The sequence below is a fragment of the Agrilactobacillus composti DSM 18527 = JCM 14202 genome (assembly GCF_001436375.1).
Taxonomy (GTDB): Bacteria; Bacillota; Bacilli; order Lactobacillales; family Lactobacillaceae; genus Agrilactobacillus; species Agrilactobacillus composti.
The window spans coordinates 1-12,369 of record NZ_AZGA01000041.1 but is presented as its reverse complement, the minus strand read 5'-3'; the positions used below and the strand labels follow the sequence as shown (position 1 = coordinate 12,369).

Genomic DNA, 12,369 nt, shown 5'->3' with positions numbered 1-12,369 from the left:
GGCGGCCCCTTTCTACAGGTTATTTAATAAAACGTACTTGGGCGTTGATTTTTTGAATCTCTGCTTCTTTCCGGCGGTTAAATTCAATTTTATTTTGTTCAAATAAATTGGCACCAGTGGTATCGATGGCTACTACTAAAGGCCCAAAGTCTGCGATTTTGCAGACCCAAAGTGTTTCCGGCATGCCCAGATCGCGCCACTGGGCATCCACGATTTTTTGAACTTTCGTGGCGGCATAAACAGCATTGCCAGCGGGATAAACCAGTTGTAAGGCCTTATATTTTTCACAAGCCCGCTGGGTCCCAGGGCCCATGCCACCTTTACCGATGATCAACTTCACACCGGTTTGTTTTACAAATTCTTCTTCAAATTTTTCCATGCGCATGCTGGTGGTAGGCCCCACGGATACCATTTCATAATGGTCATTGCCTAAATCTTTCACAATTGGACCAGCATGTAAAATGGCCTTGTTACGAACATCCACGGGTAGGGGCATTTTTTCCTCAACTAAACGGCGGTGGGCCACATCGCGACAAGTGACCATGGTGCCATTTAAATAAATAATATCACCAATGCGAATCTCTTCTAGGTCGGCGTCTGAAATTGGTGTTGTTAAATGAAATGTTCTCATAATTGCACTCCTTTATTCATGGGCAAAGTGTAGTTCAAGGCAGCATCAAAGGTGATTTTACCCCGGCGGTGGGACCAGCAACCAGTGCTGATACCCACGCCAATGGTGGAGGGGTGCCGGGCGGTATTCACCACGTTGACCCCCATAACCGATTTTTTACCACCAAAGCCTTGGGGGCCTAAACCGATGTTGTTAATACCTGTTTCTAGTAACTGCTCCATTTTGGCAGCATTTGCGTTGGGACTAACACTATCCACTGTGCGCATCAAGGCTAGTTTTGAGTTGAAAGCAGCGGTTTCCACGGATGTGGCCACACCTACCCCTACCAACAGTGGTGGGCAAGCATTGATGCCATAACTGGTCATTTGATCCATGACAAAGCGCACGACCCCTTCATAACCTTCACCGGGCATGAGGACTTTGGCGGCACCGGGTAAGGTACAACCGCCCCCGGCCATGTAAACATAGATTTCAATATCAGTACTGTTATCGCCAATTTCTAAGAAGACTGACGGGATGCCATTACCAATGTTTAAACCAGTGTTGTATTCATCGAAAGTTTGAACGGCATTATGGCGTAAGGGCGCTTTTTGGGTAGCCTGGTAAACCGCATCTTTTAAAATAGCATTCAACTCACTGAGTAAAGGAAATTGGGCACCGCATTTGATGAAAAATTGGAGGGCGCCGGTATCTTGGCAACTGGGGCGTTTCAATGTCTCCGCCAGCAATTGATTTTCCCGCATGGTGTCGTATACCAGTTGCTGCAAGGGATCCACTTCAATTTGGGCTAAGTCCTTTAACTTTTTGGTCACATCGTCAGGTAGACGGCGGCTGACGATGGTGATGTAGTTGGTCATTAAGTCCCGCATTTGCTGGGCTTTTGGGGAGAGCGTTGGGGTTGTATAGGTATATTTCTCGATAGCTTGCATACTGATTACCTCCTTGATTTGTTGACAAGTTTAGTATCGCTGTTAGCGCTAGAAATGGCGAACCGCTGCTTGCCAACAAATTTTCGGGATGAAACAGAATACAAGGCTGTCCCAGGTGGGTTTAGCGGCTGTGGGGGTATAAAAAAAGTAGTGCCACAATAGGGAGGTTATTGTGGCACTACGATGATTTGAATGTGATTAAACAAAAATTGATGACAAATATTGACTAACCCAATAATTGTCATAGTGGGTCTGTTTCACGGCCATTTTGGCATTAAGCGGCCTTGAGTAGAGGCAATTTGCCCCGACTGACTTCAATATTGAGCAACAGCAAGACCACTAAAATACCGGCGAAGACGTAAAAGGGGCCTGTCAAACTGGTGCTGCCAGTCAAGCTTTGGGTGACTTGCATGGCTAAGGGGGCTAAGAAATTGCCAATATTACAGCCGACAAATATCAATCCCGTGGCTAAATTAACGGTATTTTTGGTAGTCAGACGGTCCAATTGGTTGAAGATCATCGGGAAACACCAAGCACAGGGGATGCTGGACAAAAATAATCCCGCTAATAAAACCGGTAGACTGTGGCCGGAAATGGCAATCAATACATTGGCAATGATGAAACAAGTCATGGCAATATGCATGGTAGTCTGCTTCAAATGCTTATAAACCCCGCCAAAAGTCAAACCAGCAATGATACCTAAAACTGGCATCAAGGCTAAATAATTACTGGGGTTCAGCTGATTGCCACCAATTTGGGCGGCAATTGAAGCGAACCGGACGGAAATAGCATTGCTGATCATCACCATGATAATGGCGAACAAAACTAGCGCATAAACGGCAGCTGGTATTTTTTCCTTAACTTTTGGGGTGGTCGGGGTTGGCGTACTTTGAGTTTCTGGCACTTTGGCATAAAACAATAACGCAATTGGAAAAGCCAAGGCGTAGACAGCAAAAGAAAAGGTCCAACTAATATTCAGTAATAACCCGGCCGCAAAAATCAACACGGTTTGACCAATCAGCTCCATGGAATTGCGGACACCCAGTAAAGTGGCCCGGGTGTTGCCGGTGAACAGGGCACTGATGTAGCTCACCGCTAAGGCGTTGTAGAGCCCTAAACCGGCGCCTAAAATCATGCGGCTGGCTAATACGGTGGCAAATTGGGCGGAAAAGATCGGCAAAATACCTCCGACGCCGGCCAAGAGCATCCCTGCAAGAATGGTCTTCTTCATTCCGATTTGCTTAGCTAAATAGCTGGATAACAAAATAAATAAAATGACGGTGATACTGGGTGCTGTGCTCAATAACTCGCTTTGGGCTTGGGTGATGTGCAAGGCAGCGCGCATTTGGGGAATGACTCCATTAATGGCCTGCGAACTAGTTAACATCATGGAAATTGTTAAAACGCCGATTCCAGCGGCGAAAGTATTTTTATTGGTCATATTTTACAAACTTACCCCATTTTCATAGTTGTGACTGCCTGAAATTTAGGCAGGCGTGTTCTGAATCAAATGTTACTAATCTATAAAATAATAGCTATGAAGTCAAGGGGTTTTCTGGAGATTTGGCAATCGTAATACAATTGTAAACAAAGGATTCTGAATCGTGCTGGGTAAAGCCTGTCACCCAAAGGGATGCCGTTAAGGCTCAGCATCAAGAAGTTGCTGTAGCCGATTTTTTAAATTCTGATATTTTTGCTCAGCTTGATTGAAGTTACAAGTAGCACAAGGGTCGTTAACTTGGGTGGTATTATCCTGGGTCACAATGGTCACCAGGTGTTTCAAGATTTGATCATGTTGGGGAATAGACAAGGCCCGCTTGAATTTTTGATCCTGGGATAATATTTCCGGGGATAAGGTTTTGCGATAAGCCGAGGGTGTTTGACCAAAATGTTTTTTGAACATGGCGTTAAAGGATTTTACCTCTTTAAAACCACTGACTAAGGCCACATCAACAATTTTTTGCCGGTGATCAGCCAAAGCATAAACTGCGTGCTGCAAGCGGCAACGCACCAGATATTCGTAGAAATTAATACCTAATTGTGCTTTGAACAATTTTGATAAATAAGACGGTGAATAGTTGCAGAATTTGGCCAGGCTTTCCAGGGTGATCTCACTTTGATAATGGGTATCCAAATATGCCGTGGCAATATTTAACTGGTCGCTGTTCAAAGCCGCAGGGGCCTGAGTGCCGGGTTGAAGGGTGAAGAAATCATGATAAAGTAAGCTGCTGATTTGATAAAATAAGGCATTTTGCTCAAAAGCACTGAGGTTTTCGGAAACCTGGCCTAAGTAAAGCTGGGCTAAACTATGGCGCAAGGTGTCATAATTGGGGTGAACTTGGCGTTGGGCCGAATTTAAGTTGAATTGGCCATTTAAAACGTTAACGCCTTGATAATGGTAAAATCTAGGATCAATGTGCAACCTTAAAGCAATGCTATCTGGGGTTAAAGCAAATGTGGCGTGGCCAATATTAGGATTGATACTCATTAACCCATCTTGGCCTAGTGTATACCGGGCACCATCCACATTGACTTCAATTTGGCCCTGGAGCAGCCAAAGCAGTTCAATTTGGGGATGCCAATTGTAATGGTAGCTGCCAATGGCGTAGACTAACTGGTTGAAATAGTTGTTTAAAGGATTGAGCTGAAGCTGATCAAGCATGATAATCACTTCTCTTTAGCCATTTCATAAAATGGCTTTGTATTTGTGACTATCGTAACATGATGAACTAGTCTTAGTCTGCATAAATCCGCAAAATAGCCGCCGTTATTTTCGTGACGGGAACAGGCCAGTCTGACACGCCCGGAAGACGTACAAACTAGGCTTGAAAATGCGGCTAAGTTGCAATATATTAGAACGCATATGGCGGCACAGTGGCCTATTTGAAACGTTAAACATAGATGTAAGCAATGAACGCTAAGAGCTTTTTTGAGAACGTGTACATAGGATTTTTACGGAGGTAAGCAATGGATAAAAAAATGGACCGGGTAACCGGGGCGGGGATGTTGGTGACCTTAGGCATTGTCTACGGCGACATTGGGACATCCCCTTTGTATGTCATGAACGCCATCATCGGCGACGCCGGTAAAATGGGCAATGTTTCCCCTAAATATATCATTGGTGCCGTCTCTTTGATTTTTTGGACCCTGCTGATCATCACCACGTTGAAGTACGTGATCATTGCCATGCAGGCCGATAATAACAAGGAAGGTGGCATCTTTGCCCTTTATGCCTTAGTGCGCCACCACGGTAAATGGTTAATTTTCCCCGCCCTGATAGGGGGCGCGGCTATTTTAGCCGATGGGACCCTGACCCCGGCGGTGACGGTGACCTCAGCCATTGAGGGCCTGAAGAATCAGCAAATCGGTGCCCTGACTTTCAGCAACTCCCAGCACGATGTCTTGCTCATCACCACCGTGGTGTTGCTACTATTATTTGTGATTCAACGCTTTGGCACCGGGACCATTGGCAAGTCCTTTGGCCCGGTGATGGTGGTTTGGTTTGGCTTTTTGGCGGTTTTTGGGATTTTAAACCTGCTGGGCTATCCGGCTATTCTAAAAGCCCTGTCCCCTTATTATGCCGTGGAGATCCTATTTAGCCCGGTGAACAAAGTGGGAATTTTTATCCTAGGCAGTGTATTTCTAGCCACCACCGGGGCGGAGGCCTTGTATTCGGATATGGGCCATGTGGGTAAAAAAAATATTCATGCCACCTGGCCCTTTGTATTTCTGGCCCTGTTCTTAAACTACCTGGGCCAAGGGGCTTGGATCATTAACCATGCCAACGATGCGGCTTATCGCAATCTATCCAATTTGAATCCTTTTTATGAAATGTTACCGGGGCAGTGGCGCTTAGTGGGCATCATTGTGGCCACCTTTGCCGCCATTATTGCCTCCCAAGCCCTGATTACTGGGTCCTATACCCTGGTGGATGAAGCCATGGGGTTGAAATTTTTACCCCGGATGATCATCAAGCATCCCAGCAATGTTAAAAATCAAATCTATATTGCCACGGTGAATTGGCTCTTGTGTGCCGTGACCCTGGGCGTGGTTTGGTACTTTGGCAGTTCTCAAAAAATGGAGGCCGCTTATGGTTTGGCCATCACCATCACCATGGTCATGACTACCTTATTATTATTCCAATTTTTGAAACAAAAACTCAATTATCCCTGTGCCTTGGTGCTGGCCCTGTTCTTTGGCACCATCGAAACCGTCTTCTTGATTGCCAGTTTAGTGAAATTTATCCATGGGGGCTATATTACCCTGCTCATCATGCTGGCCATTTTATACGTCATGTGGGTTTGGTATTTTGGCAATAAACGCCGGGACCACTATGAACGGGAAAGCGAGTATGTGTCCTTATTGGATTATCGGGACCAACTGGCTGAATTAAGTGCTGATGATAGTGTGCCCATGTATACCACCAACTTAGTGTATATGACCCGGATTAAAAAGGATTACCGCATTAAGCGCAGTACGGTTTATTCCATTTTGGATCAAGAACCCAAACGAGCCAAAGTTTACTGGTTCGTCACAGTGAATGAGACCAATGCCCCTTATGAAAGTACGTATACCGTGGACATGTTAGATACCAAAAATATTGTGGATGTGCAGTTATTCTTAGGATTTCGCAAAGCCCCAACGGTCACCGCTTATCTGCACCAAGTGGTGGATCATTTGGTGGAACAGGGGGTCTTGGATCCCCAGGTCCCGAAGTATTCCACCCAGAAACATCGGAAAGTCGGGGGCTTCAAGTTCGTGCTGATCAATGAGCAGCCGGCGGATTTGTCGATCAATGATCAAATTCCACCCCTTGACCGCCGCCTGATTGCCGGGCGCATTTACCTGCAAAATATCACCGCCTCTCCGGTATCTTGGTATGGCCTAGGCTTCAGTAATGTGGTGCAAGAAAGTTCACCCCTATTCATCGTCCAACAAAAGGATCAATATTTAGTCCAACGTAAAATTTATCATAAGCGTCGGTGATGACAAAATCGGCTAACCGTGACATGCAAATGCAGCGGTTAGCCGGTTTTTGGCTGCGAGTATAAATGTTGGTACCCCTGGGCAAATTGTGCTAATTTTGAGGGTGTGAGTTAAACAATTAAATTGTGAAATGAGGGATAATTATGGCTGTTTTTCCAGCTTTTAATAGATCGGATATTTTGGCGGATTTAAAGGCGGCGACACCGCATGCTGAGGTCCATATTGATGATGCGGTGGCCTTGAAGTTTTCGGCCAATGGGCGGGCCCAAGATGCTATTCAAGGGCGCATTTTAGCCTATGTAGCCGTAGGTGACGTGGCGGATATTCAGGGAGTTTTGCGGGTGGCCCGGCAATATCACATTCCCGTGATTCCTCAAAGTGCTGATACCAGTACGGTCATTGGGGCTGATGGCATTGATGGCAGTATCATTTTGTCCACCATTCGGATGAATAAAATCCAAGAAATCAGCAAAGGTGACTTCTTGGCCGTGGTTCAACCCGGGGTTATCAATGGGGACTTGGATAAAGCTGCCCGGGAACAGGGGATGTTTTACGCCCCCGACCCGGGTTCTAAACCCATTTCGTCAATTGGGGGCAATGTGGCTACCAATGCTGGGGGTATGAGCAGTGTCAAATATGGGGTGACCAAGGATTCCATTTTAGGCTTGAAGGTAGTTTTAGCCGATGGTCGGGAAATCAAAGTGGGGGGCCGCACCTTAAAACAAGCATTTGGCTATGATTTGACCCAATTGTTCGTGGGCTCAGAGGGCACCCTGGGCATTGTGACAGAAATCACTGTGAAACTTTACCCCATCCCCGTGGGCAATGCCGTCACCGGGGTAGCCTTCTTTCCGGATATGGCCGCTTTAGCCAGCACTGTTCAAGACCTGCGTTTGTCCGGCATCTATCCGGTGATGTTAGAAGCACTGGATGGCAAGACGGTTCAGGCCCTAGATGAGTACGAAGGCACCCACTACGCCAAGTCCGCCACCGCATCTATGTTGATTTTCAAACTGGATGCTGGCGGGGAAGCCAGTTTGGCCATTGCCGAACAAATCCTAAAGGATCATCAGGCTGAAAATGTCAGTGTTACCGCTGACCCCACTGAAGCTGCCCAATTGATGAAATTGCGTCAAGATATGTTGCCAGCAGTCTTTGCCCATGGCAATCACATCATGGAAGACATGGCCGTGCCCTTATCCAAATTGCCCGAGATGATGAATTATGTACAGGAAGTGGCTCAAAAATTAGACGTGGATGTCTATACCGCCGGCCACGCCGGGGATGGCAATGTACACCCTAGCTTGTTATGGCCCAAAGACCAGGCAGAACCCCCGGCTAAGATCATTGAAGCCACCCGCTTAATGTTCCATAAAGCTCTGGCATTAGGGGGCACCATTTCTGGAGAACATGCCGTGGGGATGTCGAAGAATCAATGGACCAACGTGGAGCTGGGCTTTGATGTGGACAGTATTCAACATCAAATTAAGAACCTATTTGATCCTTTGGGTATTTTAAATCCCAAACGGAAAATTAATTAAAGGTTACGTATCAGTTTAAATCAAGCAATTAAAAAGAGCCCTAATCCGACGCAGATTAAGGCTTTTTTGGTGGGCAGGCCAAAGAACGATGACAGTTTTTAGGCTGTTAAATGTTGGGGTTTCTGACGAATTCTGGCGGTGACGTTGCCAATCAAAAAGAGGATGAAGACCACGGCGCACACCACAAAGGTCAAGCGCATCCCCGTGATAAAGGCAGCTGGCGCATGTGCAGGATAATTATGGACCGGATAACCCAGGGCGTGGTTGATCCCAGCAAAAAGCAGGACGCTGGAAAAAATCGTGCCCACGGTCATGCCAATATTCCGGGACAGGCCTAACAAGCCACTGGTGACCCCCAATTGACTTTTAGGCACAGCGGCCATGACCATGACGTTGTTAGGGGCTTGGAAAATCCCGTTGCCTAAGCCAATCAAGCCTAACCAGACACATAATAAGCTGATGGCGGTGGCATGGCCCACGGTGGCCAGGCCAATTTGGCCGATGATCAAGATGACGATGCCCGCCATATAAACCTGCCAATCCCCCAAGTGGTCCGACAAAGTGCCAGCCAGGGGGGCAATGATCACTTGAATGATAGGAAAACTCATCATGATTAAGCCCGTCACAGCCGGGGAAATCAGCCGATTTTCTTGTAAATAAAGGGGTTCGATGATATTCACCACAAAGTTTAAGGCGTAAACCAAAATGGTGGCCAATAGATTTAAGGAGAAATTGGCGTTTTTAAAGAGGGCCAGGTTCACCGCTGGCGCGGGGAAGTGCCGTTCGGTGCGGATGAAAGTCAGTAATAACAGCACAGTCACCCCCATGAGTGAGCTAAAAGGCCAGCTGGCAAAGCCAATTTGTTGGCCCCACAATAAGCCGACAAATAATGTGCCCATCATGATGCCAAAGCTCACTAAGCCCAGGTAGTCCAGGGGCTGATTTTGCCGTTGGGTGGTTTTGGGTAGGAATATTTGGCCAATAATAATAGCGAATAGACCCAGGGGAATATTTAACCAAAAGATATAATGCCAGGATAAATTGCCTAAAATCAGCCCCCCTAAACCGGGACCCACTACCCCGCCTAGGGCCACCACCGAGGAAAAACTGCCTAAGGCCAGGCCCCGCTTTTCCGGAGGAAAGATTTCGGTGATAATACCGGCGTTATTGCTCAAGGTCATGCTGGCACCCAGGGCTTGCAGGCCCCGACAAAGTAGTAAGAAAATAAAGCCAAAGTTAATGCCACATAAAAATGAACTCAGGGTAAAGATAACGGTGCCAATTTTGAAAATCCGAACTTTGCCGTATAAGTCCCCCAGTTTGCCAAAGGGCAGGAGCAACATACAGGTCAACACCAAGTAACTGGAAGCCACCCAGTTGATTTGGGTGGTGGAAACCCCCATGGCCCGACTCATGACGGGCATGGCAATGTTCACCACGCTGCTGGTCAAAGTGGACATGAAGGAAAAAATCGAGATTGCTGTAAAAATCCACCAAATTCGCAGGGGTTTGTTTTGAGCTGTCATTTTAAAGGCCTCTTTATGATTAGAATTTGGCTTAAGCGTACGCACATTAAGGGGCTACGTCAACGATTTCACATTTTCAATCAGCTATTTTTTTTAAAGCGCTGCCATAGTTAACCGTTATCGGCCGTGTCTTCAAAATTGAAGGTGAAACAAATCACAATCCCGAGCTTAATTGCATGAAATATCACGGGGATAAGTTTATGATAGGGGCATCTCATAACAATACTTGTAAAGGAAGTGGCTCCCATGATTCCCATTGTCCTGGGTTTACTCATCGGCGTGGGTTTACCGATTCAAACGGCCATTAATTCCCGCTTGCGGGTGGTGGTCAAGTCACCTTTTCTGTCCTCATTAATTTCGTTTACCATTGGGACAATTTTTCTGGCCGTGGCCACTATTTTGGCTACCCACTCATTGTTTGTTAGTGCCCATTTGATTGCGACGCAACCCTGGTGGCTGTGGGTCGGTGGGGTTATCGGGGTCATCTTTTTGACCAGTAACATCATCTTGTTCCCTCGGTTGGGCAGTGTTCAGACCGTGATCATGCCCATCATGGGTCAAATCATCATGAGTATGATCATCGATAACTTTGGCTGGTTTGCCTCCCCAGTCCATCGCCTCACCCCCTTGCGGATCGTGGGAGCGTTGTTAGTCATTGCCGGGGTGGTTTTAGCCGTGGCTGTGAAAGATTGGTTGCAAAGCCGTAATGCCGACGTGGCTAAAGCCGCCGACAAAAAAGTTTTAGCCACCGCCCACCAATGGTCTTGGCGTTTGTTCGGGGTTTTTGTGGGGATGCTAGGGGCCTCACAAACCGCCATTAATGGCCATGTGGGTACCGTGGTTCATTCACCCATTAAAGCAGCATTTATTTCATTTTTCATTGGGACCGTTATTTTATATGTATTAGTGCTCATCAAAGAACATGGTTACCACATTGCCCCGGCCTTTAAACAGCGCCAGCCTTGGTGGCTGTGGGTCGGCGGCGTCATGGGCGGCCTGTTTGTCTTAGGTAACAGCTATTTGGTGCCCATCATCGGTACCGGGTTAGCCGTGGTCATTGTCTTGATCGGCATGATCATCACCAGCTTGTTGGTGGATCAGTTCGGCTGGTTTGGCGCCCAAAAGCAACCCATCGCCCTGGTTCAATTTGTGGGCTTGTTAGTGATGTTAGTGGGGGTTGGGTTAATTAAGTTAGTTTAAACAATTAGTTATATTTACCACTAGGGAGCATAAAGCCATGGGCTTTATGCTTTTTTTAGCGTTCTTTTAAAGCCCATAAAACCTGAGATTATCATAATGTTATTCACAATTTGGTCAAAGTGGCCTAGAATTAATTACAATGAGTGTTTATTTAGACCGATACATATTGTTAATGATAAAAGCAATAAAGTGGCAATGAACGGGGGAATTGTGTTGTTGAAATTTAGGAAAAATAAGGTGAAAGTACTCTTTATGGTGGCGTTGTTGTTAATTGCCCCAATTTTATCTGTATTAACCACTGCGCCAAACCAAGTTGGGGCCACCGATGTGACCCAAAGTGTCACTGGTGTGGGGGCGGGGGATGCCAAAATCACCACGGCCAGCGGCCAAGATGTGACCCACGAGCCGCAATTGGATCTTTATACCAATTATACCCTCACTTATAATTGGGCCATTCCGGACAATGTCGCCATTAACGCCGGGGACACGGTGCAGATCACCTTGCCGGATACCGTGGCCACTGCCAGTGATACGAAAATCAATTTAACCGATAGTACCGGCAAAGTGATTGGTACGGTGGCCTTGGCTAATGGCCAGCAGCAAGGTATTTTAACCTTTAACCAGAATTTTAAGGCCTATAATCGCCATGGAGCTATTGTGTTAAATGTGAGTGGGAAGCACACTGATTCCGGCCATAGTAATCCTTGGTTTGTGGGTAAGAATGGCTGGTTAGCGGACAATGATCCTAATAAAGTGACGGATCCCACCGAAATCATTTGGGATATTGCCGTTAATCCAGACAATAAAACAGTTAATAATGTGGTGTTAACGGATACCCTGGGACCGGGGCAGACTTATAAAGCCGGCTCATTGTCCGCCACCACGGACAATGGTGATCCGAAGACGACGATTCCCGCCACGGTTAAGGTCAACGGCAACCAGCTAACCATTGATTTAGGCAATATCACCACTAGAGTGATGGTCCTTTATCGCACCACCATCACCAATTTAAATCCAGATACTGGGAATACTTGGACCAACGAAGTCGCTTCCAGCAGTGCTGGGGGCGGTGCCGGGACGGGCGTGGCCACCACGGCCAAGAGCCAAGTGATTTGGGGCGGTCATGGCTCGGCCCAGGGTTACAACGGCTCGGCGCAACTGACCAAGGTTGATGCCGCTACCAATACCCCTTTGGCTGGGGCCGTGTTCGCTTTGAAACAAGGGGATAAGGTTATCCAAGCTAATCTCACCACCGACGCCCAAGGCTTGCTGAAGGTGACCAATTTAAACGTGGGCGATTACAGTTTTGTGGAAACCAAAGCACCGACCGGCTATTTGTTAGATGCCACGCCCATCAACTTTGCCATTACCAAAACCAATAATACTTATAGCAATATCAAAGTTACGGCAAAAGATGCCAAGGCCGTCACCATTAACGGCACGAAGACTTGGGACGACGCCAATGATCAAGCCAAGCAGCGCCCGACTAGCATTAAAGTTAACCTGTTAGCCAACGGCAAAGTGGTGCAGACTAAAACGGTGAACGCCGCCAGTCA

The 12,369-nt window shown here is 46.9% G+C and carries 9 protein-coding genes; 4 read left to right on the top strand and 5 right to left on the bottom strand.

The features are described 5' to 3' along the window. Nucleotides 1-19: 19 nt before the first annotated feature. The 4 genes from ttdB to FC83_RS07015 form a co-directional block, all read right to left on the bottom strand. Nucleotides 20-631 (bottom strand): L(+)-tartrate dehydratase subunit beta, encoded by a 612-nt coding sequence (gene ttdB / locus FC83_RS07030; RefSeq protein ID WP_035454518.1) that lies wholly within the window; start codon nucleotides 629-631, stop codon nucleotides 20-22. Continuing rightward, the gene (gene ttdA, locus FC83_RS07025) at nucleotides 628-1,560 is read right to left on the bottom strand and encodes a L(+)-tartrate dehydratase subunit alpha (protein WP_035454519.1); all 933 of its coding nucleotides are present in this window, start codon (nucleotides 1,558-1,560) and stop codon (nucleotides 628-630) included. The genes ttdB and ttdA overlap by 4 nt, the downstream gene beginning before the upstream one ends. 274 nt (nucleotides 1,561-1,834) lie before the next feature. Next, entirely contained in the window at nucleotides 1,835-3,001 is a 1,167-nt protein-coding gene (locus FC83_RS07020; RefSeq protein WP_035454521.1) for an MFS transporter, read from the bottom strand. A gap of 198 nt (nucleotides 3,002-3,199) precedes the next feature. Continuing rightward, a complete protein-coding gene (locus FC83_RS07015; protein WP_057002576.1) occupies nucleotides 3,200-4,222 on the bottom strand; it encodes a helix-turn-helix transcriptional regulator in 1,023 nt (340 codons plus the stop codon). A gap of 305 nt (nucleotides 4,223-4,527) precedes the next feature. Between FC83_RS07015 and FC83_RS07010 the strand changes: the two genes are divergently transcribed. Further along, complete coding sequence (locus FC83_RS07010; protein WP_035454523.1) at nucleotides 4,528-6,546, top strand: KUP/HAK/KT family potassium transporter; 2,019 nt, start codon at nucleotides 4,528-4,530, stop codon at nucleotides 6,544-6,546. A gap of 143 nt (nucleotides 6,547-6,689) precedes the next feature. Then, nucleotides 6,690-8,087, top strand: coding sequence for an FAD-binding oxidoreductase (locus FC83_RS07005; RefSeq protein ID WP_035454524.1), 1,398 nt, complete (start codon nucleotides 6,690-6,692; stop codon nucleotides 8,085-8,087). 98 nt (nucleotides 8,088-8,185) lie between these two features. Here the strand turns inward: FC83_RS07005 and FC83_RS07000 are convergent, their stop codons facing one another. Next, nucleotides 8,186-9,613, bottom strand: coding sequence for an MFS transporter (locus tag FC83_RS07000; RefSeq protein ID WP_052004867.1), 1,428 nt, complete (start codon nucleotides 9,611-9,613; stop codon nucleotides 8,186-8,188). Between the two features lie 246 nt (nucleotides 9,614-9,859). Here FC83_RS07000 and FC83_RS06995 point away from each other — a divergent pair, with 246 nt between their 5' ends. Beyond that, nucleotides 9,860-10,813, top strand: coding sequence for a DMT family transporter (locus tag FC83_RS06995; RefSeq protein ID WP_057002575.1), 954 nt, complete (start codon nucleotides 9,860-9,862; stop codon nucleotides 10,811-10,813). 237 nt (nucleotides 10,814-11,050) lie between these two features. After that, on the top strand, nucleotides 11,051-12,369 hold a 1,319-nt coding region (locus tag FC83_RS06990), incomplete at its 3' end, for a Cna B-type domain-containing protein (protein WP_162260650.1).

Coding starts and splice junctions, on each gene's coding strand:
- FC83_RS07005 (WP_035454524.1), top strand. CDS start 6,690: ATGGCTGTTTTTCCAGCTTTTAATAGATCGGATATTTTGGCGGATTTA.
- ttdB (WP_035454518.1), bottom strand. CDS start 631: ATGAGAACATTTCATTTAACAACACCAATTTCAGACGCCGACCTAGAA.
- FC83_RS06995 (WP_057002575.1), top strand. CDS start 9,860: ATGATTCCCATTGTCCTGGGTTTACTCATCGGCGTGGGTTTACCGATT.
- FC83_RS07020 (WP_035454521.1), bottom strand. CDS start 3,001: ATGACCAATAAAAATACTTTCGCCGCTGGAATCGGCGTTTTAACAATT.
- FC83_RS07000 (WP_052004867.1), bottom strand. CDS start 9,613: ATGACAGCTCAAAACAAACCCCTGCGAATTTGGTGGATTTTTACAGCA.
- FC83_RS07015 (WP_057002576.1), bottom strand. CDS start 4,222: ATGCTTGATCAGCTTCAGCTCAATCCTTTAAACAACTATTTCAACCAG.
- FC83_RS07010 (WP_035454523.1), top strand. CDS start 4,528: ATGGATAAAAAAATGGACCGGGTAACCGGGGCGGGGATGTTGGTGACC.
- ttdA (WP_035454519.1), bottom strand. CDS start 1,560: ATGCAAGCTATCGAGAAATATACCTATACAACCCCAACGCTCTCCCCA.